At 68.6% G+C, this 25,460-nt stretch carries 22 protein-coding genes; 8 read left to right on the forward strand and 14 right to left on the reverse strand.

Annotated elements, in window-relative coordinates:
• The first annotated feature begins 10 nt into the window (after nt 1-10).
• From FBY21_RS28735 to modC, 4 genes are all read left to right on the forward strand, one after another.
• Nucleotides 11-1,546 (forward strand): DHA2 family efflux MFS transporter permease subunit, encoded by a 1,536-nt coding sequence (locus tag FBY21_RS28735; RefSeq protein ID WP_074970362.1) that lies wholly within the window; start codon nt 11-13, stop codon nt 1,544-1,546.
• Between the two features lie 163 nt (nt 1,547-1,709).
• A complete protein-coding gene (modA, locus tag FBY21_RS28740; RefSeq protein ID WP_142015937.1) occupies nt 1,710-2,471 on the forward strand; it encodes a molybdate ABC transporter substrate-binding protein in 762 nt (253 codons plus the stop codon).
• A 43-nt stretch (nt 2,472-2,514) separates the two neighbouring features.
• Entirely contained in the window at nt 2,515-3,195 is a 681-nt protein-coding gene (gene modB / locus FBY21_RS28745) for a molybdate ABC transporter permease subunit (RefSeq protein WP_069563663.1), read from the forward strand.
• Nucleotide 3,196: 1 nt separating this feature from the next.
• Nucleotides 3,197-4,288 carry a molybdenum ABC transporter ATP-binding protein gene (modC, locus tag FBY21_RS28750; protein WP_142015940.1) on the forward strand — a complete coding sequence of 364 codons (1,092 nt, stop codon included), beginning with the start codon at nt 3,197-3,199 and terminating at the stop codon, nt 4,286-4,288.
• Nucleotides 4,289-4,294: 6 nt separating this feature from the next.
• Here the strand turns inward: modC and FBY21_RS28755 are convergent, their stop codons facing one another.
• From FBY21_RS28755 to FBY21_RS28780, 6 genes are all read right to left on the reverse strand, one after another.
• Nucleotides 4,295-4,948, reverse strand: a complete 654-nt coding sequence (locus tag FBY21_RS28755; protein ID WP_107330859.1) for an HAD family hydrolase — start codon at nt 4,946-4,948, stop codon at nt 4,295-4,297.
• Nucleotides 4,948-5,934: an ABC transporter ATP-binding protein gene (locus FBY21_RS28760; RefSeq protein WP_142015943.1), complete on the reverse strand. Its 987-nt coding sequence runs from the start codon at nt 5,932-5,934 to the stop codon at nt 4,948-4,950. Before FBY21_RS28760 ends, FBY21_RS28755 begins: the two co-directional genes overlap by 1 nt.
• The gene (locus FBY21_RS28765) at nt 5,931-6,728 is read right to left on the reverse strand and encodes an ABC transporter permease (protein ID WP_142015948.1); all 798 of its coding nucleotides are present in this window, start codon (nt 6,726-6,728) and stop codon (nt 5,931-5,933) included. Before FBY21_RS28765 ends, FBY21_RS28760 begins: the two co-directional genes overlap by 4 nt.
• The gene (locus FBY21_RS28770; RefSeq protein ID WP_044408876.1) at nt 6,715-7,557 is read right to left on the reverse strand and encodes an ABC transporter permease; all 843 of its coding nucleotides are present in this window, start codon (nt 7,555-7,557) and stop codon (nt 6,715-6,717) included. The genes FBY21_RS28765 and FBY21_RS28770 overlap by 14 nt, the downstream gene beginning before the upstream one ends.
• Nucleotides 7,554-8,360 (reverse strand): alkaline phosphatase family protein, encoded by an 807-nt coding sequence (locus FBY21_RS28775; protein WP_142015951.1) that lies wholly within the window; start codon nt 8,358-8,360, stop codon nt 7,554-7,556. Before FBY21_RS28775 ends, FBY21_RS28770 begins: the two co-directional genes overlap by 4 nt.
• Nucleotides 8,361-8,423: 63 nt before the next feature.
• Nucleotides 8,424-9,482: an ABC transporter substrate-binding protein gene (locus tag FBY21_RS28780; protein ID WP_142015953.1), complete on the reverse strand. Its 1,059-nt coding sequence runs from the start codon at nt 9,480-9,482 to the stop codon at nt 8,424-8,426.
• A 302-nt stretch (nt 9,483-9,784) separates the two neighbouring features.
• On the opposite strand from FBY21_RS28780, the gene FBY21_RS28785 reads away from it, so the two are divergent.
• Nucleotides 9,785-10,501: a UTRA domain-containing protein gene (locus tag FBY21_RS28785; RefSeq protein ID WP_044408867.1), complete on the forward strand. Its 717-nt coding sequence runs from the start codon at nt 9,785-9,787 to the stop codon at nt 10,499-10,501.
• Nucleotides 10,502-10,507: 6 nt separating this feature from the next.
• On the opposite strand, the gene FBY21_RS28790 is transcribed toward FBY21_RS28785, so the two are convergent.
• The 8 genes from FBY21_RS28790 to FBY21_RS28825 form a co-directional block, all read right to left on the reverse strand.
• Nucleotides 10,508-12,508, reverse strand: a complete 2,001-nt coding sequence (locus tag FBY21_RS28790) for a TonB-dependent receptor family protein (RefSeq protein ID WP_142015956.1) — start codon at nt 12,506-12,508, stop codon at nt 10,508-10,510.
• 103 nt (nt 12,509-12,611) lie between these two features.
• Nucleotides 12,612-13,466 carry a transporter gene (locus FBY21_RS28795; protein ID WP_142015959.1) on the reverse strand — a complete coding sequence of 285 codons (855 nt, stop codon included), beginning with the start codon at nt 13,464-13,466 and terminating at the stop codon, nt 12,612-12,614.
• Between the two features lie 83 nt (nt 13,467-13,549).
• Entirely contained in the window at nt 13,550-15,664 is a 2,115-nt protein-coding gene (locus tag FBY21_RS28800) for a PQQ-dependent dehydrogenase, methanol/ethanol family (RefSeq protein ID WP_142015961.1), read from the reverse strand.
• A gap of 169 nt (nt 15,665-15,833) precedes the next feature.
• Nucleotides 15,834-16,763, reverse strand: a complete 930-nt coding sequence (gene feaR / locus FBY21_RS28805) for a transcriptional regulator FeaR (RefSeq protein ID WP_074970263.1) — start codon at nt 16,761-16,763, stop codon at nt 15,834-15,836.
• A gap of 172 nt (nt 16,764-16,935) precedes the next feature.
• Entirely contained in the window at nt 16,936-18,882 is a 1,947-nt protein-coding gene (lapD, locus tag FBY21_RS28810; RefSeq protein WP_142015964.1) for a cyclic di-GMP receptor LapD, read from the reverse strand.
• 3 nt (nt 18,883-18,885) lie between these two features.
• Nucleotides 18,886-19,527 (reverse strand): cysteine protease LapG, encoded by a 642-nt coding sequence (lapG, locus tag FBY21_RS28815; RefSeq protein WP_243899009.1) that lies wholly within the window; start codon nt 19,525-19,527, stop codon nt 18,886-18,888.
• Nucleotides 19,528-19,672: 145 nt separating this feature from the next.
• Nucleotides 19,673-20,074 carry a YbaN family protein gene (locus FBY21_RS28820; RefSeq protein WP_044408847.1) on the reverse strand — a complete coding sequence of 134 codons (402 nt, stop codon included), beginning with the start codon at nt 20,072-20,074 and terminating at the stop codon, nt 19,673-19,675.
• Between the two features lie 8 nt (nt 20,075-20,082).
• The gene (locus tag FBY21_RS28825; protein ID WP_044408844.1) at nt 20,083-20,667 is read right to left on the reverse strand and encodes a YecA family protein; all 585 of its coding nucleotides are present in this window, start codon (nt 20,665-20,667) and stop codon (nt 20,083-20,085) included.
• Between the two features lie 138 nt (nt 20,668-20,805).
• Between FBY21_RS28825 and recQ the strand changes: the two genes are divergently transcribed.
• The 3 genes from recQ (at nt 20,806) to FBY21_RS28840 (ending at nt 25,387) form a co-directional block, all read left to right on the forward strand.
• Nucleotides 20,806-22,932 carry a DNA helicase RecQ gene (recQ, locus tag FBY21_RS28830; protein WP_142015970.1) on the forward strand — a complete coding sequence of 709 codons (2,127 nt, stop codon included), beginning with the start codon at nt 20,806-20,808 and terminating at the stop codon, nt 22,930-22,932.
• A gap of 175 nt (nt 22,933-23,107) precedes the next feature.
• Nucleotides 23,108-24,277, forward strand: coding sequence for a diguanylate cyclase (locus tag FBY21_RS28835; RefSeq protein ID WP_074970269.1), 1,170 nt, complete (start codon nt 23,108-23,110; stop codon nt 24,275-24,277).
• A 99-nt stretch (nt 24,278-24,376) separates the two neighbouring features.
• On the forward strand, nt 24,377-25,387 hold the full coding sequence (locus FBY21_RS28840) for a DUF2804 domain-containing protein (RefSeq protein ID WP_142015973.1): 1,011 nt from the start codon (nt 24,377-24,379) through the stop codon (nt 25,385-25,387).
• The last annotated feature ends 73 nt before the right edge of the window (nt 25,388-25,460 follow it).

Below are 25,460 nucleotides of genomic sequence, written 5' to 3' on the forward strand. Positions count from 1 at the left end.
GGCCGCGACCATGAGCGAGAACGCCGCCGCCAGCTTCACCCCGCCGAACCTGGTCCTGGCCACGGTGGGCCTGTCCCTGGCCACCTTCATGCAGGTGCTGGACACCACCATCGCCAACGTCGCCCTGCCCACCATCGCCGGCAACCTGGGGGTGAGTTCGGAGCAGGGCACCTGGGTCATCACCTCCTTTGCGGTGAGCAACGCCATCGCCCTCCCGCTCACCGGCTGGATGAGCCGGCGGGTGGGGGAGGTGCGCCTGTTCATCGCCGCCGCGCTGCTATTCGTGCTGGCGTCGTTCCTCTGCGGGGTGGCCCAGTCGATGAACAGCCTGGTGGCCTTCCGCGCCCTGCAGGGCTTCGTCGCCGGGCCGCTGTACCCCATCACCCAGACCCTGCTGCTGTCCATCTACCCGCCGGCCAAGCGCGGCATGGCCCTGGCGCTATTGGCGATGGTCACGGTGGTGGCGCCCATCGCCGGGCCGATCCTCGGCGGCTGGATCACCGACGACTTCAGCTGGCCGTGGATCTTCTTCATCAACCTGCCCATCGGCCTGTTCGCTGCCTTCGTGGTCTACCAGCAGCTGCGCAAGCGGCCGGTGGCCCTCAAGCGCGAGCCCATGGACTGGGTCGGCCTGGCGACCCTGGTGATCGGCGTCGGCGCGTTGCAGATCGTGTTGGACAAGGGCAACGACCTGGACTGGTTCGAGTCGAGCTTCATCATCACCGGCAGCGTGATCGCCGCCATCGCCCTGGCCGTGTTCGTCATCTGGGAGTTCACCGATCGCCACCCCATCGTCAACCTGCGGCTGTTCCGCCACCGCAACTTCAGCGCCGGCACCCTGGCGCTGGTGGGCGGCTACGCCGCGTTCTTCGGCATCAACCTGCTGCTGCCGCAGTGGCTGCAGACCCAGCTCGGCTACACCGCCACCTGGGCCGGCCTGGCGGCGGCGCCCATCGGCCTGCTGCCGGTGATCATGTCGCCCTTCGTCGGGCGCTACGCGCAGAACTTCGACCTGCGGGTGCTGGCCAGCCTGGCGTTCTTCGCCATCGGCGCCAGCTGCTTCATGCGCGCGTCCTTCACCACCGAGGTGGACTACACCCACATCGCCCTGGTGCAGCTGTTCATGGGCTTCGGCGTGGCGCTGTTCTTCATGCCGATCCTCAGCATCCTGCTGTCGGACCTGCCCCAGCACGAGATCGCCGACGGTTCGGGCCTGGCCACCTTCCTGCGGACCCTGGGCGGCAGCTTCGCGGCGTCCCTCACCACCTGGATCTGGATACGCCGGGCCGACCAGCACCATGCGTACCTCACCGAGCACATCAGCACCTACGAGCCGGGCACCCGGCAGATGCTGGAGCAGATGGGCGGAGTCACCCAGCAGAACGCGGCGGCGCTGGACCGCATCGTCACCGGGCAGGCCTACATGATGTCGACCATCGACTACTTCACGATGATCGGCTGGGTCTGCATGGGCCTGATCTTGCTGATCTGGCTGGCCAAGCCGCCCTTCGGCGCCAAGGCGGGGGCGGCGGCAAACGCCCACTGAAGTACGGCCTCGCCTGGGCCTTTCAGCGGCGGTTCCACGGCCTGTTTCGACGGTCCGTGGAATTCCTTTTTTCGCTGTGTGGTTTTGTATATAGCGACTGGTGTAGAGTCTCCACCCGCTCACCGCTTCGCCCTTCCCGCACAAGAACAAAGGAGTGCTTCCCATGCTTCAGCTGTCCCGCGTGTTCGTCGCCCTGGCCGCCAGTGCCGCCGCCCACCTGGCCCTGGCCCAGGACGTCCAGGTGGCCGTTGCCGCCAACTTCACCGCGCCGATCCAGGCCATCGCCAAGGACTTCGAGCAGGACACCGGCCACAAGCTGGTGATCGCCACCGGTGCCACCGGCCAGTTCTATGCGCAGATCCAGAACGGCGCGCCGTTCGAGGTGTTCCTCTCCGCCGACGACAGCACCCCGGCCAAGCTGGAGCAGGAGGGCTCCACCGTGCCCGGCTCGCGCTTCACCTACGCCATCGGCACCCTGGCCCTGTGGTCGGCCAAGCCCGGCTACGTGGACGCCCAGGGCGAGGTGCTGAAGAAGAACGACTACCAGCACCTCTCCATCGCCAACCCCAAGGCCGCCCCCTACGGCCTGGCCGCCACCCAGGTGCTGGAGAAGCTGGGCCTGACCGCCCAGGTCAAGGGCAAGCTGGTGGAAGGCCAGAACATCACCCAGGCCCACCAGTTCATCGCCACCGGCAATGCCGAGCTGGGCTTCGTGGCGTTGTCGCAGATCTACAAGGATGGCAAGGTGACCGGCGGCTCCGCCTGGATCGTCCCGGCGGCCCTGCACGACCCGATCAAGCAGGACGCGGTGATCCTCGCCAAGGGCAAGGACAACCCCGCCGCCCAGGCCCTGGTGGACTACCTCAAGGGCGAGAAGGCGGCCGCGGTGATCAAGTCCTTCGGCTACCAGATCGAGAAACCCTGACGCGGCGACCGCCCGCTGCGTGCCCTGATTCAAGGAACCCTGCATGCCCCTGAGCGGTGACGACTGGGCGGCCATCCGGCTGACCCTGGAACTGGCGACCCTGACCACGGCCCTGCTGCTGGTGCTGGGCACGCCCATCGCCTGGTGGCTGTCGCGGACCGACTCCTGGCTCAAGGGGCCGGTGGGCGCGGTGGTGGCGCTGCCGCTGGTGCTGCCGCCCACGGTCATCGGCTTCTACCTGCTGGTGAGCATGGGGCCCCACGGTTTCGTCGGGCAGTTCACCCAGGCCCTGGGGCTCGGCACGCTGCCGTTCACTTTCGCCGGGCTGGTGGTGGGTTCGGTGTTCTACTCGATGCCCTTCGTGGTGCAGCCGCTGCAGAACGCCTTCGACGCCATCGGCCCGCGCCCGCTGGAGGTGGCCGCCACCCTGCGGGCCGGCCCCTGGGACACCTTCTTCCATGTGGTGCTGCCGCTGGCCCGGCCCGGCTTCATCACCGCGTCCATCCTCGGCTTCGCCCACACGGTGGGGGAGTTCGGCGTGGTGCTGATGATCGGCGGCAACATCCCGGAGAAGACCCGCGTGGTGTCGGTGCAGATCTTCGACCACGTCGAGGCCATGGAATACGCCCAGGCCCACTGGCTGGCGGGCGGCATGGTGGTGTTCTCCTTCCTCATCCTGCTGGCGCTGTATTCCAGCCGCCGGCTCAAGCCGGGCTGGAGCTGAGATGAGCACCCACGACCGCATCCAGGCCCGCCTGCGCCTGGCCTGGCCGGGCTTCGAGCTGGACACCGACCTGGACCTGCCAGGGCGCGGGGTGACCGCGCTGTTCGGCCAATCCGGCTCCGGCAAGACCAGCGTGCTGCGCTGCCTGGCCGGGCTGGAACGGGCCGAGGGCCGCGTGGAGGTCAACGGCGAGGTCTGGCAGGACAGCGCCCGTGGCCTGTTCGTGCCCACCCATCGGCGCGCCCTGGGCTACGTGTTCCAAGAGGCGAGCCTGTTCGAGCACCTGTCGGTGCGGCGCAACCTGGCGTTCGGCGAACGGCGCATCCCGGCGGCCCAACGCCGCGTGCCCTTCGACCAGGCGGTGGCACTGCTGGGCATCGAGCACCTGCTGGAGCGCATGCCGGCGCGACTGTCCGGCGGCGAGCGGCAGCGCGTGGGCATGGCCCGGGCGCTGCTCACCAGCCCCCGGCTGCTGCTGATGGACGAACCCCTGGCGGCCCTGGACGGCAAGCGCAAGGCGGAGATCCTGCCGTATCTGGAACGCCTGCACGACGAGCTGGACATCCCCGTGCTCTACGTCAGCCATTCCCCGGAAGAGGTGGCGCGCCTGGCGGATCACCTGGTGCTGCTGGAGGCTGGCCGCGTGCTGGCCAGCGGTCCCCTGGGCGAAACCCTGGCGCGGCTGGACCTGCCCACGGCCCTGGACGACGACGCCGGCGTGGTGGTGGAAGGGCGGGTGGTGGCTCACGACGCCGCTTACCAGCTGCTGACCCTCGGCCTGCCGGATAGCGGCCTCAGCGTGCGGGTGGCCCATGCGCCCGCCGAGGCGGGGCGGCGGGTGCGCTTCACGGTGCGCGCGCGTGACGTCAGCCTGAGCCTGCAGCGGCAGGCGGACAGCAGCATCCTCAACCTGCTGCCGGCCACGGTGCGCGACAGCATCCCGGCGGACAACGCCGCCCACGTGCTGGTGCGCCTGGACGTGGAAGGCACGCCGCTGCTGGCGCGCATCACCCGTTACTCCCACGACCAGCTCGGGCTGCACCCGGGCCAGGCGGTCTGGGCGCAGATCAAGTCGGTGGCGCTGCTGGCCTGAGCGGCCTCAGCGCCAGGCCAGGATCGGCCAGCCGGCCTGCTCGGCGTGGGCGCGCAGCACCGGGTCGGGGTTGACCACGCGGGGGTTGTCCACCATGCCCAGCAGCGGCAGGTCGTTGCGCGAGTCGGAATAGAAATAGGCGCCGTCCAGGCGCTCGCCGTGTTCGGCCAGCCAGGCGTTCAGGCGGGTCACCTTGCCGTCGCGGTAGGTCAGCACGCCCCGGGTCTTGCCGCTGTAGTGGCCGTGTTCTTCGGCCAGGTCGATGGCCAGGACTTCCTCCACCCCCAGCCGCTCGCCGATGGCGCTCACCAGGAAGTGCGCCGAGGCGGAGATGATCAGCAGCCGGTCGCCGGCCTGGCGGTGCCCGGCCAGGCAGCGCATGGCGTCGCTGTGGATGATCGGCTCGATCACGTCCTCGACGAAGGGCTCCACCACCGAGGCGACTTCCTCGGCGGTGCGGCCCACCAGGGGCGAGAGGCTGAAGGCCATGTAGTCCTCCATGGCCAGCTTGCCCTCGGCGTAGAGGGTCATCAGCTCGTGGTCCCTGGCCAGGAACGAGTCGCGGTCGACCCAGCCGAGGTCGGCCATGTGCGCGCTCCACAGGCTGGCGCAGTCGCCGTCGATCAGGGTGTCGTCGAGGTCGAAGATCGCCAGGGCCATCACGCCACCTCCCGGACAGCGTCCGCGTCGATGTGCAGGCCGATGCGCCGGCCCACCGGGTGCAGGTCGTCGGCGGAGCGGTTGAGCACGTCCACCAGCAGCTCCACGCCCTGGGCCTGGACCCGGTAGCGGATGACGTTGCCCAGCAGGCTGTGGCTGCGCACTTCGGCCTCGATGCCGCCTTCGCCCAGGGCGATGGCCTCCGGGCGGATCGCCACGCGGGCGCTGACCGGCCGTTGCAGCAGGCGGCTGGCGGCTTCGGCCTCCAGCAGGTTGTAGTTGCCGATGAAGCCGGCGGCGAAGGCGTCCACCGGCGCGGTGTAGAGGGTCTCGGCGTCGCCGCTCTGGACGATGCGCCCGGCGTTCATCAGGAAGATGCGGTCGGACAGGGTCAGCGCCTCCTCCTGGTCGTGGGTGACGAAGATGGTGGTCAGCCCCAGGTCCTGTTGGATGCTGCGGATCTGCTCGCGCAGGTGCTTGCGGATGCGTGCGTCGAGGGCCGAGAGCGGCTCGTCCAGCAGCAGCAGGCGCGGGCGGGTCACCAGGGAGCGGGCCAGGGCCACGCGCTGGCACTGGCCGCCGGAAAGCTGGTGGGGGTAGCGCTCGGCGTGCTGGTCCAGCTCCACCATGGCCAGGGCTTCCTGCACGCGGCGGGCGCTGTCGTCCTTGCCGACCTTCTGCATGCGCAGGCCGAAGGCGACGTTCTGCGCGGCGGTCATGTTGGGGAACAGGGCGTAGCTCTGGAACACCATGCCGATGCCGCGCTTCTGCGGTGACAGCGGCACCAGGTCCTGGCCGTCCAGCAGGATCTGCCCGCCATCCACCTCGGTGAGGCCGGCGATGCAGCGCAGCAGGGTCGACTTGCCGCAGCCCGAGGGGCCGAGCAGGGTGACGAACTCGCCCTTGCCGATCTCGCAATCGATGTCGGTGAAGATGGTGGTCTGGCCGTAGCGTTTGTGCAGGCCGCGGATCGAGAGAAAGCTCATGCCTTGTCCTTGTTCAGACGGTTGGCTGCCCAGGTGCCCAGCAGCACGAAGAGGAAGTAGGAGATCACCAGGGCGCTGTTGAAGTGGCCACTGCTGTTGCGCATGTTGTTCAGGTACACCTGCAGGGTCTCGTAGCGGGTGCCCACCAGCAGGTTGGCGAAGACGAACTCGCCGAAGAGGAAGGAGAACGACAGGAACAGCGACACCATCAGGCCCTTGCGCAGGTTCGGCAGCACCACCAGGAAGGCGGCCTTCCAGGTGCTGGCGCCGAGCAGGTGGGCGGCGTCCATCAGGTCGCGCAGGTTGATCGCCTGGAGGTTGTTGGTGATGGCCCGGTACATGAAAGGCAGGGCCACGGTGAAGTAACAGCCGATGAGGATCCACGGCGTGCCGATCATCGCCAGCGGGCCGGAGCCGTAGAGCTGCAGCAGGCCCACCGAGGACACCACCGGCGGCACCGCGAAGGGCAGCAGGATGAGGATGTTCATCAGCGCGTCCAGCTTCGGGAAGTGGTAGTGCACCACGAACAGCAGCGGCAGGATCAGCACCACCGACAGCGCCAGGGCGCCGAAGCACACCAGCAGCGACTGGCCGAAGGCGGCGAGGAAGCGGGCGTCGCTCCACAGCGCCAGGTACCACTTGAAGGTCAGCCCGTCCGGCAGGATGGTCGCCGACCAGCTGGTGGACAGCGAATAGAGCAGGGTGCCGGCCAGCGGCAGCAGCAGGATCAGGAACAGCACCCAGACCACCAGGTGGTGGTACAGGCCGGCGGCCCGGGTTTCAGCGCGCGACATGGTAGCTCCTCTTCAACAGCCACTGGTGGACGACGGTGATCAGCGCCATCAGCCCCACCAGCACCATGGCCAGGGCGCTGGCCAGGGTCGGGTTGAGGGCGATGTCGCCGGCCACCATGGCGGCGATGCGGATCGGCAGCACGTTGAAGTTGCCGGTGGTCAGCGCGTACACCGTGGCGTAGGCGCCCAGGGCGTTGGCCAGCAGGATGATGAAGGTGCCCAGCAGCGCCGGGGTCAGCACCGGCAGGCCGATGTAGCGCCAGAAGTGCCAGGTGCCGGCGCCCAGCAGCGCCGCCGACTCGCGCCAGTCCTGGCGCAGGGCGTCGAAGGCGGGGTAGAGCAGCAGCACCCCCAGGGGAATCTGGAAGTAGGTGTAGAGCACGATCAGGCCGGTCTTGGAATAGAGGTTGAAGTCCTCGATCAGCCCGCTCTGCTTGAGCAGCAGGGTCAGCGCGCCGTTGAAGCCCAGCAGGATGATGAAGGCGAACGCCAGCGGCACACCGGCGAAGTTGCTGGTCATGTTGGAAAAGGCCATGACGAAGTCGCGCAGGCGGCTGTCCACCTGGCGCAGCGAGTAGCTGCCGAGCACGGCGATGACAATGCCGAACAGGCTCGACCAGAAGGCGATCTCCAGGCTGTGCCTGATGGCCTGCAGGTAGAACTTGGAGCTGAACACCTTGGCGTAGTTGCCCAGGCCCCAGCCTTCGGGGCTGTTCAGGCTGTTGATGGCCACCCAGGCCAGCGGGGCGATCTGGAAGACCACGAAGAAGACGGCGAAGGGCAGCAGGCACAGGAGGGCCAGCCATTTGCCGCGGTTGGCTGAATTCACTTCAACAGCTCCCGGCAGAAGGGTTTGTCGTGGGGGATGCCCAGCAGCTCGCAGAGGGTGCCGCAGAGTTCGGTCTGCAGCGGGCGGGCGGTCGGGTCGAGGCTGAAGGCGTCGCCGATGACGAACAGCGGCACTTCGCGTTCCTCCGGCAGGGTGCCGTTGTGGGAGCGGTCGACGTTCATTCCGTGGTCGGCGGTGACCATCACCTGGTAGCCGGCATCCACCCAGCGCTGCAGGTACTCGGCGAGGATGACGTCGGCCATGCGCGCGGCGTTGCGGTACTGGGCGCTGTCCAGGCCGTGCTTGTGGCCGGCGTCGTCGATGTTCATCGGGTGCACCAGCAGCACGTCGGGGCTGTGGCGCAGGCGCAGGTGCTCGGCGTCGGCGAACAGGTGCGCGTCGGGGTAGTGGTCGGCCCAGTAGAAGTGCCCGTACTGGATGGGCAGCTCGGGGGCCTCGGTGTGGCGGTCGCGGGCCGGGTCGAAGGGCGAGCGGTTGTACAGCTCGCTGAACCAGTGGTAGGCCGCGGCTGCGGTGCTGAGCCCGGCGTCGCGGGCGATGTGGAACAGGCTGCGCTCGCGGGACAGGCGCGAGACGTCGTTGTGGACGATGCCGCTGTCGATGGGTGGCACGCCGGTGAGGATGCATTCGTAGAGCGGGCGCGACAGCGCCGGCAGCTCGCAATCCAGGCGGTACAGCGCTGCACGGTCGGCGGCGCACCAGGCGAGCAGGTGGCCCATGGCGTGGCTGGCCACCGGGTGGTTCAGCCCGTCGAGCAGGACGAGGACGGCTTTTCTCTTCATTCTGACTGCCTCAAGCGGGGGCTCGCCCCGGTGCGCGTGGCACACCGGGGCGGGCGACCGGGCTTATTCCATCTCGATGATGACCTGCTCCTGCCATTGCTGCGGCAGGGCCTTCGAGGTGGCTTCCCAGGCCTTGGCATCCTTGATCGGCTGGACCTTGGCGTACTGCTCGTTGGGCAGCAGCTTGGCCTGCACCTCGGCCGGCAGGGTCAGGTGCTCGGCGCGGATCGGGCGGGCGTTGCCCTTGGCCAGGTTGATCTGGCCGGCGTCGCTGAAGATGTACTCGCGGGCCAGCTTCGCGGCGTTCGGGTTCTTGGCGTACTTGTTGATGATGGTGGTGTAGCCGGAGATCACCGAGCCGTCGGAGGGGATCAGCACCTCGAAGCGGTTGGGGTCGATCTGGTCACGGTAGGAGAGGCCGTTGAAGTCCCAGACGATGCCCACTTCCACCTCGCCCTTCTCCAGGGTCTGGATGGTCGGGTTGGACAGCGACAGGCGCTTCTGCTTGGCGATCTCGGCGAAGAATTCCAGGCCCGGCTGGATGTTCTTCTCGTCACCGCCGTTGGCGATGGCGGCGGCCAGCACGCCGTTCACCGCCTGGGCGGCGGCGCTGACGTCACCGATGGCGACCTTGTACTTGCCCTTCTTCAGGTCCGCCCAGGACTTGGGCACTTCCTTGACCAGCTGCTTGTTGACGATGAAGGCGATGGAGCCGGTGTAGGCGAGGGCCCAGTGGCCGTCGGCATCCTTGGCCCAGGCGGGGACCTGCTCCCAGGTGCTGGGCTTGTAGGGTTGGGTAACACCCTGCTCCTTGGCGATGGGGCCGAAGGCGGCGCCGACGTCACCGATGTCGGCGGTGGCGTTGTCCTTCTCGGCGGCGAACTTGGCGATTTCCTGCGCCGAGCTCATGTCGGTGTCCATGTGCTTTAGGCCGTACTTCTTCTCCAGGTCGACCCAGGTGTCCTTCCAGTTGGCCCAGCTGTCGGGCATGCCCACGCTGTTCACGGCGCCTTCCTTGCGGGCGACTTCTTCGAGGGTCTTCAGGGCAGCGTCGTCAGCCATGGCCAGGTTGCTCATGGCCAGGGTCGTTCCAATCAGTGAAGCCAGCAGCAGGCGTTTCATATGAAGCTCCTTAGCGGGGTTGTGTTGTTGGTCTAGATCAGCAAGACCCAGGCCAATCTAATGGCCCTGGATGACGGTTTTATTTCACGGCACGCCGCGACCTCGCCTGCGGTCGCGGCGAGAGCAAGCGTAGACCATGGCTACAAGGTGGATGGCGCGTGGGCTGGAGCTATGCTCCTGGCATGGGCCATGCAGGCGCGGGGTGGTGTCACGGAACGGTCATGCAGGCTGCCTAGGATGGCGACGACCCCCCCGGCACCGCACTTTTATGGTGCTGGTCTATTCCAGATTGGAGTCTTTCGATGCGCGATGAGGCGCCCCGTACCGTAACCGCCATCTGCCATGCACTGCAGGCGCAGATCGAGCACGGCCTGCTGCCCCTGGGCGGCAAGCTGCCGGCCGAGCGCCGGCTCAGCGAGCTGTTCGACACCACCCGCATCACCCTGCGCGAGGCGCTGGGGCAACTGGAGGCCCAGGGGCTGATCTACCGCGAGGAGCGTCGTGGCTGGTTCGTTTCGCCGCCGCGATTGGCCTACAACCCGCTGGTGCGCAGCCACTTCCACGCGATGGTGGCCGAGCAGGGGCGGGTTCCGGGGACGGAGGTGCTGGGGGCGCGGCTGATCCCGGCCAGCGTGGAGATCTGCGAGCTGCTGGAGCTGCCGGCACTGTCCAGCGTCTACCAGATCCGCCGGGCCCGGCGGGTGGATGGGCGGCTGGTGCTGTACGTGGAGCACTACCTGAACCCGGCGTACTTCCCCGGCATCATCGAGTTCGACCTGACCCGCTCGCTCACCGAGCTGTATGCCAGCGAGTACGCCATCCGCTACGGGCGGGTGCGCTTCGACATGGTGCCCACCGCGCTGCACCCGGAGGCCGCCACCCACCTGAAGGTGACCGCCGGCAGCCCGGCGCTGAAGATCACCCGCATCAACCGCGACCAGCACGGTCGGCTGATCGACTGCGACCTGGAGTTCTGGCGCCACGACGCCATCCACGTCAGCGTGGAGGTGCCGGAGTAACGCCCTTCAGAAGCTCAGGCTGGCGCCGGCATAGATGACGCGGCCGGGGCCGGGCTCGAAGTAGCGGGCGTTGCCGTCGTTGATGCGGATGTTGTCGTAGTAGTCCCGGCCGAACAGGTTGTCGATGCCCAGGTAGGGCTCCAGGGCCTGGCCGTTCCATTCCAGGCGGGTGCCGAGGCGGGCGTTGACCAGGGTGTAGCCGCCGACCCGCACGTTGTTGGCGTTCTCGGCGTAGAGCCGGTCCTGGGTGACGCTGTTGAGGCGGGCGTAGCCGCCGTCCCATTCGTAGGCCACTTCGGCGAACAGCGACTGGCGCGGGATGCCGGGGATGGCGTTGTGGCCGTAGTCGGCGTTGCCGCTCTTGAACTCGATGAAGCGGTAGTCGTTGTAGCTGTAGGCGGCGGCCAGGCGCCAGTGCGGGTCGAGGCGCCAGTCCAGGCTCAGTTCCAGGCCGTCGCGTCGGGACTTGCCGGCGTTGGCGTAGTAGGTGATGCCGCTGCCGTAGGGCACCAGTTCGTCGTCCAGGTCGATGCGGTAGAGCGCCGCTTCGTAGCGCAGGTCGTTCCATTCGCCTTTCAGGCCCACTTCGCGGTTGGTGGCCTGGGCCGGGCCGAGTGCGGGGTTGAAGCCGCCGCCGGCCGGGTTGGCCAGTTCGTTGGCGGTGGGCGTTTCGAAGGAGGTGGCGTAGCGCGCGTAGAGCACGTGGTGTGCGTCCAGCCGGTAGCTCAAGCCCAGGCTGCGGTTCCAGTCGCTGTAGGTGCGGGCACTGGAGTCGTCGCCGTTGCTGAGGAAGCGGTCGTCCACCTCCAGTTTCACGCTGTCGCGGCGCAGCCCGAGGGTGGCCTGCCAGCGCTCGCCGAGCTGGATCGCGTCTTCCAGGAACAGGCCCTGGCTGCGGGCCTGTTCCCGTTGCTCCAGGGTCAGGGCGCCGGTACGGCCGTCGAGGTTGTTGTGGCGGTCGCGGTCGTCGCGCTGGGCTTCCAGGTCGAGGCCACCGGTGAGCCGCTGGGGCAGGCCGAACCACTCGGCGTGGTGGGTGTACTGAGCGCCAAGGCCGCTGAACAGGCGGTCGTAGCGGGTCTGGCCGTTGTTCTGCAGGGGCAGGCGGTTGCCGAACTGGCGGCTGCCGACCCAGCTGCGCAGCAGGTAGCTGTCGTCGCCGGCGGCCTGGCCTTCCCAGGTCAGCGCCAGGCGCTGCTGGCGGATGCGTTCGTCGGAGTTGAAGCGCAGGCTCTGGGCCCGCGCCTGGCTGCGGTCGGCGCGGACTTCGGCGCGGGTCAGGGCGCCGGGGTCTTCGGAGCGGTTGTCCAGGGCGCTGAGGCTGAGCCCGAGGCGGCCGGCCTCGGCCTGCCAGGCGAGCTTGCCGGTGAAGCTGTTGGATTCGGCGCGGCCGTGGTCGCGGTAGCCGTCCAGCTGGGTGCTGTTGAAGGCCAGCAGGCCGCCGAGGTTGTCGACGCTGCCGCTGGTCTCGGCGCGCACGCGGTGGTAGCCGAGGCCGCCGGCGCTGACGTCCAGCTGGCTGAAGGGCGTTTCCCCCGGCTCGCGGGTGCGGATGGCCAGCACGCCGCCTGCGGCGTTGCCGTAGCTGCTGGCGGCCGGGCCGCGGATCACTTCGAGGCTTTCCACCAGGGCGGTGTCGACGCCGTCCATTTCGGTCTGGCCGTCGGGCATGGTCAGCGGCACGCCGTCCACCAGCACCCGCACGCCGCGCACGCCGAAGCTGGAGCGGGCGCCGAAGCCTCGGATGGCGATGCGCATGCCCTGGGCGAAGTTGTAGCGGCTCTGCACGTAGGTGCCGGGCACCTGGGCGAGCTGGGTGTCGAGGGTCAGGCCCTGTTCACCGGGGCGGTTGGCGGTCTCCACGGCGCTGACGGCGACCGGGGCCGTGAGCCAGTCGGTGCGGGTGCGCGAGGCGGTGATCTCCAGCGGGTCCAGTTCGGCGACTTCCTCGGCCAGCAGCGGGCTGGAGGCGGCGAGCAGGGACAGGGTCAGGGCGGCGGGCTTCATGGCGTGTCGTTCTTATGGCTGGCTCGGGCTGTGCCGATCATAGGGGCCCGTGCCGGGGGATGCACGGCACGGGCCCTGGGCCTTTGGTAGGAGGCGGTGGGGGTCAATAGAAGTAGGCGAGGCGGAATTGCAGGGAGTTGTCGATCTTCACGCCCTCGCGCACCTGGGTGTCGTGCATCACCTGGCCCATCAGCTGCAGCTGCTTGTTGACCATGGTGGCCAGGGAGACGCCCACGGTGCCGTTGTCGCGGCTGGTGGCCAGGGTCTGGCCGTCGAGGGTTTCGCGGCCGCCCCAGTTGTGCCGGTAGGTGAGGGCGGCGTAGGTGTCGGGGGTGAAGTTGTAGCGCAGGTGGTTGTGAAGCTGGATCAGCGGGTCCTTTTTGGCATCGGTGCTGCGCTGGTCGCCGTAGAACTCGGTTTCGGCGATGACGTCCCAGCTGATGCGCTCGGTGAGGCCCTTGATGTAGCCGACCTGGAAGTCCACCGCCCAGCGGTTGTTGCTGAGGGCGAAGCCGTCGTTCTTGTCGCTGCCGGTGGGGGCGGTGACGAACACCGACCAGCCCAGGTGCTCGTTGCGCGCCAGGTCGCCAATGGTCCACAGGGTGCCGCCGAAGGTGATGTCGCCGAGGCCCGAGGTGCGGGTGTCGCTGGCGCCCACCTCCTGGGTGCCGAAGGGGATGACGATCTGCGGGTCCCAGGTGTAGCCGGTGCCGAAGAAGTCGGTGAAGTGGATCAGCCTGAGCACGCCGACGGTCATGTCCAGGTCGAGGTTGTCGGCCACCTTGTGGCCGCCGGAGTAGACCTCGTCGCCCCGTGGGTTCTGCTGGTAGAGCACCACCACGTCGGTGCCCTTGGGCAGGGCGGTGTAGTCGCCGGCATCGGGCTTGACGTCGGCCTGGGCGAAGGGGGCGGCCAGCAGCAGGCCGGTGGCGAGGGTAAGGGCGTGGCGTTTGGGCATGGCGGGGCTCTCTTGTTGTTTTTCGGGCATGGCTGCGCCCGGACGGCGCCCGGGTGGGCGTCGCCTGGGAGGCAGCGGTGGGGTCAGCGGGGGGCGTCGGCCTGTTTCAGCTCGGCCTGAAGGTCATGGGTGCGCTTGACCAGGTACTGGCGGATCAGCTCCATGTCCTCGGGCTTGAGGATGTCGGAGAAGTTGGGCATGCCGCGCCGCATCAGCGCGCCGCTGAGGTAGGCGGGGAAGGCGGCGTGCTTGTCGGCGGTGAGGTAGCGCAGGTCCGGGACTTCGCCACCGCTGATGGCGTTGAGGCCGTGGCAGCCGGCGCACAGACCGTTGAACAGGTCGCGGGCCTGGGCCAGTTGCGTGGGCGTGGCGTTCAGCGGCAGGTCGGCGTTGGGGAACACCGGGGCTTCGCGCGGCGGCGGCAGTTCGCCTTTGGCACCCAGCTTGAAGGCAATGACCCGGGCTTCGGCGCGCACCTTGCCCTTGTTGGTCAGCGGGCCGGTGAGACGCGGGATGATGCCGCCCCAGCCCACGGAGAAGGCGACGTACTGCTCGCCGTTGACGCTGTAGGTGACCGGGCCGGCCATGACGCCGGAGTTGGCGCGGTGCTCCCAGAGGGTGTCGCCCTTGTCGGCGCTGTAGGCCACCACGCGGCCATCGGCGGTGCCCTGGAACACCAGGTTGCCGGCGGTGCTGAGGGTGCCGCCGTTACCCGCGCCGGCGTAGGGGTGGGACCAGGCCGGGGCCTGGCGCACCGGGTCCCAGGCGATCAGCTCGCCGGTCCAGGCGTTGCGGATCTGCTCCAGCACCTTGGGGTCTTCCGGCAGGCTGGGCACGTCGAGGCCGAAGTTCACCACCGATTTGTTGGGCAGGAACATCGGCTCCTTGGCCGCCTTCAGCTCGGCCAGGGTGTGCTGGGCGGGGATGTAGACGTAGCCGGTGACGGGGTTGAAGGACATGGGGTGCCAGTTGTGCCCGCCGAGGAAGCTGGGCTGTACCACCTTGGGCTCCTTGGCGTAGTCGGCGGCGCCGGTGAGGATGGGCCGGCCGGTGGCGAGGTCGATGCCGCTGGCCCAGTTCACCGGGACGTAGTTGCGGGCCGAGAGCAGCTTGCCGTTGGTGCGGTCGAGCACATAGAAGAAGCCGTTCTTCGGCGCCTGCATCAGCACCTTGCGCAGCTGCCCGTCGATCTTCAGGTCGGCGAGGATCATGTGCTGGGTGGCGGTGTAGTCCCAGCGGTCCTGGGGGGTGACCTGGTAGTGCCAGACGTACTCACCGCTGTCCGGGCGCAGGGCGACGATGGAGGAGACGAACAGGTTGTCGCCCTTGCCGTTGCTGCGGAACTGGTAGTTCCACGGCGAGCCGTTGCCGGTGCCGATGTAGAGCAGGTCCAGCTCGGGGTCGTAGGCCATGGAGTCCCACACGGTGCCGCCGCCGCCCCACTTGACCCAGCCGTCGCCGTCCCAGGTCTTCAGCGCCATGGCCATGGCCTTGTTCTCGGGGGGCAGCTTGGGGTCGCCGGGGACGGTGTAGAAGCGCCAGGCCTCCTGGCCGGTCTCGGCGTCGTAGGCGGTGACGTAGCCGCGCACGCCGAACTCGGCGCCGCCGTTGCCGATCAGTACCTTGCCCTTGACGATGCGCGGGGCGCCGGTGATGGAGTAGCTCTTGCTGCGGTCGAGGATGGTGTCGACGCTCCACACCGGCTTGCCGGTGGCGGCGTCGAGGGCGATCAGCCGGCCGTCGAAGCTGCCGACGTAGACCTTGCCGTTCCACACCGCCACGCCCCGGTTGACCGGACCGCAGCAGCCCTGGCCGAGGTTCTCCGGCGGGACCTGGGGGTCGTACTTCCACAGCACGGCGCCGCTGGTGGCGTCGAGGGCGTAGACCACGCTGAAGGCGCTGGTGGTGTACATCACGCCGTCGACCACGATGGGGGTGGCTTCGACGCCGAAGTCCAGCTCCAGCTTGGTGGTCCAGGCCAGGCCGAGCTGGCCGACGTTGCCGGCGTTGACCTGGTCCAGCGGGCTGAAGCGCTGTTCGTCGTAGGTGCGGCCGTGGCTCATCCAGTTGCCCGGCTCGCGGTCGGCCTGGACCAGGCGCTGGGCGTCGACACGGGCGGGGCCGGTGGCATCGGCGGCGACGCCCGGCAGGCTGGTAAGCAGAAGGGGCAGCCCTATCAGCAGCGGAAGGGTCTTCACGGTCGTGGTACTCCGACTCAGGGTTTCTTGTTATGGGGGCCCGCTCGCGGCGGACCACAGGGTGGCAGCGGCACGGGTGCCTGGGGGTATTAGAGGGTTGGCCTCGGTCGGTCGCTTGACCCTGGCTGCCATTCTTTCTTGGCATTCCTTGCCAGGCCGGGGCGGAGGGTCAGGCGCAATGGGCCCGTGCGCGGTAGTCCCGGGGTGACAGTTCGAACTGGCGCTTGAAGGCGCGGCTGAAGTGGGCGGCGTCGAAGAAGCCCCATTTGAAGGCGATCTGGGTGATGGACTCGTGGCGCAGCACCTGGGCGCTGAGGTCCTGGGCGACCTTGTCCAGGCGTGCGCGCTGGATGTAGCGGCAGACGCTCTCGCCCTGGTCCTCGAACAGCCGGTACAGCCGCCGCACCGAGATGTGCAGGCGCTCGGCGAGCAGGGCGGGGGACAGTTCGGCGTCCTGCAGGGATTCGCCGATCAGTTGCAGCGCCACGCCGTAGAGGTCGCCGGTGTGCTCGGGCAGCGCCTCGACACGTTCGGCCAGGGCCGGCACCAGTAGCGCCAGCAGGGCGTCCTGCAGGGCCTGGCCGTCGGCGCTGGGGTCGAGGGTGCCGGCGCTGTCGCCGATGGAGCCCACCAGCGCGCGGATCATCCGGCTCGACAGGCTGTTGCGGGCCAGGCGGCCGAAGGGCTGCTGGCCCTGGAAGTGCTCCATGACCCGTTGCCGGGCCAGGTGCACCGAGACGTTTTCGATCAGGCCCTGGGGGCGGATCTCGAAGGGCAGGGCGGAATCCACCAGGGCGAAGTCCCCGGCGTGCAGCTCCAGTTCCACCCCGCGCTGGCGGATGCACTGGCGCCCGCTGCGCTGGAAGATCAGGAAGCAGTGGCGGTCGTCCTCGCCGTCCACGCCCACCCGTTCCCGTGCGATCAGCCCGGCGTTGGTGCGGATGTGCGCGGTTTCCAGCGGGCCGATGCAATGCGCGTGGATGTCGCCGATGAACTGGTTGTGCTGGGTGGATGGGCGGGTCTCGAAATTGCCGCAGACCGCGCGCAGGGACTGGCTGAAGGTGTCGAACGCGGCAAGGGTGCGAGTCGGAAAGGCCATGGCCGTCTCCTGTTCTTGTTTTTCGTTAACATATTATCGATGCCGGCATGGAGCAAGGAAAAAGCGCGGCGAAGGGGAGGGCGGCAGGGCATGAACGAGGCGCCCCGTCACCGGGGCGCAATGGGGACACTGTCAGAAAACCCGGTGGGTGCTGGCGGTGCCGGGAGCGGGATCAGTCCTTCCAGGGCGCTGGCGCACCCACCAGGCGGCCCATGGCGCCGAGGATGCCGAGGGCCTTGAGCGCCTCCAGTTCGCCGGCGCTCTCCACCATTTCGGCGATCAGCGGCAGGTCGATGCTGTTGGTGGCGCGGTACACGGCTTCGATGAACACCCGCTTGTCCTGCTCCACGTCCAGGTGGCGGATGTAGGCGCCGTCCACTTTCAGGTAGGCGAGGCCGAGGTGGGTGAGGTTGCCGATCAGGCTGAAGCGGCCGCCGAAGTGCTGCAGGCCGATGTTGAAGCCGGCGTCGCGCACCCGCTGGCTGAAGGCTTCCAGCTCGGCGGGCGGGGGCAGGTGGCGTTCGTCCACCTCCAGGGTCATCAGGGTGCTGTGTTGCGGGTGGGCCTTGAGCACGGCCAGCAGGCGGTCCTGGGTGGCGGCATCGCGCAGGGTGGCGGCGGAAAGGCTGAGGGCCAGCGGGGCGGGGTGCAGGTCGAGGTGGTCGAGGGTGTGCTCGAGCATCGCCAGGTCGAAGCGGGTGGCCCAGCCCAGGCGCTCGATCCAGGGCAGGAAGCGGCCGGCGGCGACGGCTTCGCCCTGGGGGTCGAGCAGGCGCGCGAGCACCTTATGGTGCAGCAGGCGGCCGGTGTCGGCGCACTCCACCACGGGTTGGAAGTAGAGCTGCAGCTTGCCTTCGTTGAGGGCCTGGTCGATCCAGCCGCGCCAGTCGTGCAGGCCCTGGCCGGCGTTGGTCTGGAAGTCGTCGAGGCGCTCCCAGTGGCGCGAGGGGTTGCTCTGGGCCTGGGCCAGGGCCTGGTCGGCACGGGCGAGGACGTCGGCCGGGTTCTCCCCGGGGCGGAAGGCGGCGATGCCCAGGTGGGCGACCGGGGTGCAGTCGCTGGCGCCGGTGGCGCGCAGGTTCTCCAGGGCGGCGCTGAGCACGTTGGCGAGACGGTCGGCACCGTCGCCTTCAAGGCCGGGGGCCAGCAGGGTGAACTCGCCACCGCGGTTGCGCGAGGCGAACCAGTCGGGCGTGCCGCTTTCGGCCAGGGCATGGCCGAGCACTTCGCCGACATCGCGGATCAGCGCGTCGGTGCGCTGGCCGCCCAGGCGCTGGTTGAGCCCGCCGAGGTCGTTGACCCGCAGCAGCACCAGGTAGCCGTCGGCGTTCTGCTCGGACGGGTCGAGCTGGTTGGCCAGGCGGGCGTCGAATTGGCGGCGGTTGGCCAGGCCGGTGAGGGTGTCCTGGTAGGCCTCTTCGCGCAGCTTTTCGCTGCGGGCGGCCTCTTCGGCGAACAGGGTCTTGAGCTTGTCGACCATCTGGTTCATGGCCAGCACCACGCGCTTGAGCTCGGGGGTGCGCGGTACGCGGGGCAGGGTGAGGAATTCGCGGCGGCTGATGGCCTGGGCCTGCTGGACCATGTTGTCCAGCGGGCGCAACTGGGTGCGCAGGAGGAAGCCGCCGAGCACGGCGCTGACCAGCCCGCACACCAGCAGCCAGGCGAGCATGCCCAGGGCGCTGTCCCACAGCTTGGCCAGGGCGAACTGCGGGTGGCTGACCACCTCGACCCGCGCGGCCTGCTCCCAGCCGCGCATGATCAGCGCATCGCCACCCTGGGGACGGAGGTCGACGATGCGGGCGAACCACTGCGGGACGGTGCCGGTGACGGTGTCGGTCTGGCGCTCCACCTGCACCTCGCCGTCGCTGATGCGCACCACGCGGATGCGGGCGAAATAGCCGCTGTCGAAGATGGAGCTGACCATCAGCTCCAGCATGGCCGGGTCGTCCACATGGGGCGTCATGGACAGCGCCAGGGCGGTGGCGGCGTCCTGGGCGTGGGAGCGCAGCTGGCTGCGCAGCTGCTCGCGGGAGCTTTCCACGCCGGCCAGGAAGCTCCCGGTGAAGGCCACCACCAGGAACAGGCAGATCGCTAGAAACAGCTGCTTGAGTAACGACATCGTCTATCCCTCTCCGATCGGGAAGCCTTCGGCGCGCATCTTCTGCAGGATGTCCTGCCAGCGCGAGAGCTTCTTGCTGTCACCACTGCGCTTGCCCCCGGTGTAGAGCCCCTCGGCGTTGAAGGCGTAGACCGGCAGCAGGTCCTTGCGCTGGGAGGCGGGGCGGATGTCGCTGATCAGGTTGTCCAGGACCAGCGGGTCCGCCGTGGGGGTGGCGTAGAAGGTGAGCACCATGTGCGCCTGGTTGTAGTTCAGCGCCTTGACGTAGGTGATGCGCAGCTTCTCGGCGGGAATGCCGAGGCGGCGCAGGGTGAAGTACTTGGCGATGGAGTAGTCCTCGCAGTCGCCGGCGCCCTTGACCAGGGCCTCGATGGGCGTGGCCCAGTAGTCGTTCTGGCCCCAGTTGCGCTGGTCGTCGACGAAACGCAGCTTGGCGTTGAAGAAGCGGTTGACGGCGGTGAGCTTGTCCTTCTCCGGCAGCTCGCCGCTGCGCTGGATCAGGTCGCTCCAGTCGAGGATGCGCTGGCGCGCCGGGCCGAGGTTGCCGTAGCGCTTCTCGGCGTTCTTGAGGATCACCTCGAAGTCCCAGTTGGCCAGGGCGAGCAGGCTGAGCAGGGCGCAGGCGACCAGCAGCAGCCACGCCATGCGCGGTCCGGCTGTGCGGGAGTGCTGGTGGTGCCCTAGCTGCATCGTCAGGGTCTCCGCCCCTTGGGTTCATGCAGTCTAGGCAGGCACCTGGCCTTTTGCCTTGCAGGGCGGTCGGAAAGTTCGGGAGGGCGTCGGGGCCGCGTCAGTCGCGGTGCAGGGTCTTCTGCCGAAGGATGTAGACGCTGACCAGCACCGCGCTGGTGAGCATGAAGCCCTGTGCCCAGGGGCGCGGCACCAGGTAGCAGGAGAACAGGATGCTCGCCCACATCAGCACCAGGGCGTAGACCTTGCCGCGCAGGGGGATGCCGTTGCCTTCGAGGTAGTCACGGATCCACGGGCCCAGGTGGGGGTGGTCCACCAGCCAGTGGTAGAAGCGCTCGGAGCTGCGCACGAAGCAGGCCGCTGCCAGCAGCAGGAAGGGGGTGGTGGGCAGCACCGGCAGGAAGATGCCGATGACCCCCAGGGCGACGCTCAGCCAGCCGATGCACAGCAGTCCATAGCGGACCGCTGCGCTGCGGGCGCGGGGGATGTCGCCGTGGGCCATCGCGTGACTCAGTGGCGCGGCTTGAGCAGGGCGGGCTTTTCTTCGGGGGCGTGGCAGAGCAGGAACAGGGCGGTCAGCAGTTCGGGGATCTGCTCGATCATTTCGTCGACCAGGTTGCGATCGGCGGCGATGTCGGCGAATTCCGGCTGTTCGTCGAACAGGCCCGAGCCCACCATGATCGGCAGCAGCAGTTCGCTGACTTCCTCTTCGGCGTGTTCGAACCAGGCGGCTTCACGCAGGAACACGCCTTCCATGAAGCCGATGCACCAGCCGCGCAGGTCGGAGTCGTCGGGCTCGTCGCCCAGGTCCAGGTCGCAGGGCAGTTCGAGGTCTTCGTCGCTGGCCAGTTGGCGGGCGATGTGGGCCTTGAGCTGGAGGAGGGCTTCTTCGATGGCTTCGTGCTCGGCGGCGTCGCGGTAGTGCGGCGGCTCGGCGAACAGGGCGTCGATCCACTCGCGGTCCGGCACCGGCTCGGGGGAGATGTTCAGGGCCGTCAGGTAGCCGTGGGCTGCCACGTAGTCCAGGGCTTCCTCGTGCAGGTCGTCGGCATCGAGAAAGGCTTGCAGGCGGGACAGTTGCTCAGCGAAGGACATCGGGGGGACTACCTTGAGGGGATAAATGAGCGTGGATTCTAGTCCAGTGCGCCGCAGGCGGCAAAAGCCGCGGCGATGGGCGAGGGCATCGCGACGGGCGGGCTGACGTATAATGCGCGGCTTGTTTCGGAGACCCCCATGCTCGACCACGCGCTGCGCATCCTCAAAGACGTATTCGGCTACGACGCCTTCCGCGGCAACCAGGCCGCCATCATCGAGCGCGTGGCCCGTGGCGGCGATGCCCTGGTGCTGATGCCCACCGGGGGCGGCAAGTCCCTCTGCTACCAGGTGCCGGCGCTGATGCGCGAGGGCCTGGCGGTGGTGGTTTCGCCGCTGATCGCGTTGATGGACGACCAGGTGGCGACCCTGGAGGAGCTGGGCGTGGCGGCGGTGGCGCTGAACTCCACCCTCGGCGCGGACGAGCAGCGGGAGATCGCCGACCGCATCCGCCGGGGCGAGATCAAGCTGCTCTACCTGGCCCCCGAACGGCTGGTGCAGCCGCGCATGCTGGCGTTCCTGGAGCGCCTGGACATCGCCCTGTTCGCCATCGACGAGGCCCACTGCGTGTCCCAGTGGGGCCACGACTTCCGTCCCGAATACCTGCAACTGGGCCAGTTGGCCGAGCTGTTCCCCGGTGTGCCGCGCATCGCGCTGACCGCCACCGCCGACCGCCGCACCCGCGAGGAGATCGTCCAGCGTCTGCACCTGCAGGAGGCGGAGCGCTTCCTGTCGAGCTTCGACCGGCCGAACATCTTTTACCGCATCGTGCCCAAGGACAATCCGCGCAAGCAGTTGCTGGGCTTCCTCGCCGAGCGCAAAGGCGATGCCGGCATCGTCTACTGCCTGTCTCGCAAGAAGGTGGAGGAGGTGGCGGCCTTCCTGTCCGAGCAGGGCTTCCCGGCGCTGCCCTACCACGCGGGCCTGGAGAACGAGCTGCGGGCCTACCACCAGCGGCGCTTCCTCAACGAGGAGGGGCTGATCATGGTGGCGACCATTGCCTTCGGCATGGGCATCGACAAGCCCAACGTGCGCTTTGTGGCCCACATGGACCTGCCGAAATCCCTGGAGGCGTACTACCAGGAGACCGGCCGTGCCGGGCGTGACGGCCTGCCGGCGGACGCCTGGATGGCCTATGGGCTGCAGGACGTGATCTTCCTCAAGCAGATGCTCAACAACTCCGAGGGCGACGAGCGGCACAAGCGCATCGAGCAGCACAAGCTGGAGGCGATGCTGGCGCTCTGCGAGGAGACCCGCTGCCGCCGCCAGGCGCTGCTGGCCTACTTCGACGAGGAGCTGCCGCAGCCCTGCGGGCACTGCGACATCTGCGTCGACGGGGTGCAGACCTGGGACGCCACCGAACCGGCCCGCCAGGCCCTGTCGGCGGTCTACCGCAGTGGCCAGCGCTACGGCGTCGGGCACCTGGTGGACATCCTCCTCGGGCGCGACAACGAGAAGGTGCGCGCCGCGGGCCACCAGCACCTGTCGGTGTTCGGCGTGGGCAAGGCCTTTTCCGAGACGGAGTGGCGCACGCTGTTCCGCCAGCTGGTGGCGCGTGGCCTGGCCGACATCGATCTCGAAGGCTTCGGCGGGTTGCGCCTGAGCGAGGCGTGCCGGCCGCTGCTGCGCGGCGAGGTGACCCTGCAGCTGCGCCGCGACCTGTCCACCAAGGCGCCCAAGCCGGCCGCCAGTGCGGCCAGCCAGCTGGTGCGTGCCGACGAGCGCGAGCAGTGGGAGGCGCTGCGTACGCTGCGCCGCAAGCTGGCGGAGGAGCACAGCGTGCCGCCCTACGTCATCTTCCCCGACGCGACCCTGCTGGAGATGTTGCGCAGCCGGCCGTCGAATCTGTCGGACATGGCGCGGGTCAGCGGCGTGGGCGCACGCAAGCTGGAGCGCTACGGCCAGGCCTTCCTCGAAGTGCTCAATGGCGCCGAAGCCGAGGCGCCCCGCGCCGTGGCGGACCTGCGCCACGAGCTGGTCAGCCTGGCCCGCGCCGGCATGACCCCGGCGCAGATCGCCCGCCAGCTGCAATGCACCGAGAAGAACGTCTATGCGCTGCTGGCCGAAGCCATCGCCGCGCAACAGCTCAGCCTGGAGCAGGCGCTGGACCTGCCCGAGGACACCCTCGGCGAGGTGCAGGACGCCTTCCTCGACGGCGAGGGCGAGCTGCCGCCGGTGGCCGAAGTGGCCCAGCTGCTGGGCGGCCGGGTGCCGGAAGGCGTGCTGTATTGCGTGCGTGCGGCGCTGCAGGCGGAGTTCGAGGCCTGACGCCAGGCGCTCACTTGTAGGCCATCCCGCCGGCTACTAATGTGCAACGTGGCGTGCGCGCAGCCGTCGAGGCGCGCGCAGTCTTCGTCATCCATGTGAGGTGGATGCCCGGAGCGCGCCGACGCTGCATGGCCGGGCGCAGCAGTAGGTCCCGGCCCCATAACAAGAGGTGGCCGTGACCACACCCCATGCCTGGCTGGACGATGTGCGTCCGAATCCCTATGCCGACCAGCTCGCCGTCGGCTTCCGCAAGCTGCGTTTCGTGCGTCCCCTGGAGCACGAGTACCGGCAGTTCTTCCTGGAACAGTCCTTCGACCTCAAGCGCATCGTGCTGCTGCTGTCGCTGCCCATGTGGCTGGCCTTCGCTGTGCTGGATTTCCAGCTGGTGAGCACGGCGGAGCGCTGGTGGATGCTGGCGGTGCGGGTGGTGGTGCTGGTGCTGCTGGTGATCTGTGGCGGCCTGGTGCTGCAGCGGCGTCACGTGCACCTGCTGGCGCCCCTCAGCCAGGCGTGCGTCGCCGCGCTGGGGCTGGGGGCGGCAGCGGTGGTGGCCATCGCCCATCGGGTCGATCCGTCGTTTCCCTATGAAGGCTTGCTGCTGGTGTGCATGGCCGCCTACTTCGTGGTGGGCCTGCGCCTGGGGGAGGCGCTGCTGGTGGCGGTGCTGGTGCTCTCGGTCTACGTGGCGCTGGAGCTGTGGGCGGGCCTGCCGCCGGCGCGGCTGGCGAACAACCTGCTGTTCCTGGTCTGCGGCAACCTGCTGGGTGCGGTGGGCGGCTACCTGGTGGAGTACAAGTCCCGCGAGCATTTCCTGGTGAGCCGGCTGATGCGGGTGCTGGCCGACCACGACAGCCTCACCGGCCTGCACAACCGCCGCAGCTTCAACCGGCAGCTGGAGCGGGTCTGGCGGCAGGCTCAGCGGGAATCGAGGCCGCTGGCGCTGCTGCTGTGCGACGTGGACCACTTCAAGGCCTACAACGACCTCTATGGCCACCAGCGCGGTGACGTGGCGCTGCAGCGGGTGGCCGGGGTGCTGGAGGATGCGGCGCGCCGGCCTCTGGACATGGCGGTGCGCCTGGGGGGCGAGGAGTTCGCCGTGCTGCTCTACGGCACCCCGGAAGAGGAGGCGCGCCAGCATGCCGAGCGCATCCGCGCTGCGGTGCAGGCCCTGGCGGTGCCCCACGAGGGTTCCAGCACCGGCGCGGTGCTGACCCTGTCCATCGGCCTGGCCTGCCTGGCCCCCGAGGCCGACAGCCCCATCGCCCACCTCTACGCCCTCTACGAACATGCCGACCGGGCGCTGTACCAGGCCAAGGCCTTCGGCCGCAACCAAGTGGTGGCGTGAGACTGGCGTAGATGGTCGCTCCGGCTGGCGCCATGGGTGACTGTGCCGCCGGGAGGGCGGTGCTAGCATCCCTCGCCCCTGAACCGGAGAGCCCGACCCATGGACATGCTGATCGGCCCGGACGGCCAGCCCCGCTACGGCCAGTTCGACACCACCCCGACCCTCATCAACTACCGGGATTTCGATTTCCGTTCGCCCATGGGGCGTCGCCGTGGCGCGTTGGCCAAATGGCGGCGTTTCCACCAGTTCCAGTACTTCGGGATCATCAGCAACGAGCTGATCGGCGGCTGCGCGCTGGCCAACCTGAGCCTGCTCGGGGTCGGCTTCGTCTACCTGTTCCACCCGGCCAGCGGGCGCATGATCGAGCGCCAGTTCAAGCTGCCGCTGGGTTGGGGCACACGCTTTTCCCAGTCACCCGACAGCGGCACCTGCGAGCTGCGCATGGGCCGCAACCTGCTGCGACTGGAGAACCAGGCCGAGCGCCGGGAAAAGCGCCTGCGCGTGGAGCTGGACGACGGCACCCGCATTGATGCGCTGTTCGCCGAGCAGGACTTCCAGCCCATGGGGTTGTGTACCCCGGCCGGGGCGGACGGCTGGGTCTACGCGCGCAAGGTGGCCGGTGTGCCCTGCCAGGGGCGGATCGAGAGCGCGCTGGGGCAGTTCGACCTCGGCACGCTGGGGGCCTACGCCCACCACGACTGGTCGGCCGGCTACATGCGCCCGGAAACGGTGTGGAACTGGGCCTGCCTGTCCGGCGAGGCGGCGGGGATTCGCCTCGGCCTGAACTTGTCTTGCGGGGTCAACGAGACCAGCTTCACCGAGAACTGCTTCTGGCTGGACGGCGAGCTGGTCAAGGTCGACACCGTGCGCTTCGCCTTCGATCGCCAGCAGCCGCTGGAGCCCTGGCACATCACCTCCCATGACGGGCAGGTGGACCTGCGCTTCCGTGGCGAGGGGCTGCACAAGGAACGCCTCAACGCCGGATTCCTGGCCAGTAACTTCAAGCAGGTCTTCGGCCGTTTCGACGGCGTTCTCCGTCCCCACGGCCGTCCGGCGATCCCGGTGGAGGGGTTGTGGGGCTTTGTCGAAGATCAATATGTGAAGTGGTAGTTACAGTCTGCGGCTTGCTCCGGATCGCCGCCTATGGTTAGCTCGCTAATTATTAGTTTTGGCTGTCAGAGTC

The sequence above is a fragment of the Pseudomonas sp. SLBN-26 genome, from assembly GCF_006715895.1.
In the GTDB taxonomy this organism is placed as follows: domain Bacteria; phylum Pseudomonadota; class Gammaproteobacteria; order Pseudomonadales; family Pseudomonadaceae; genus Metapseudomonas; species Metapseudomonas otitidis.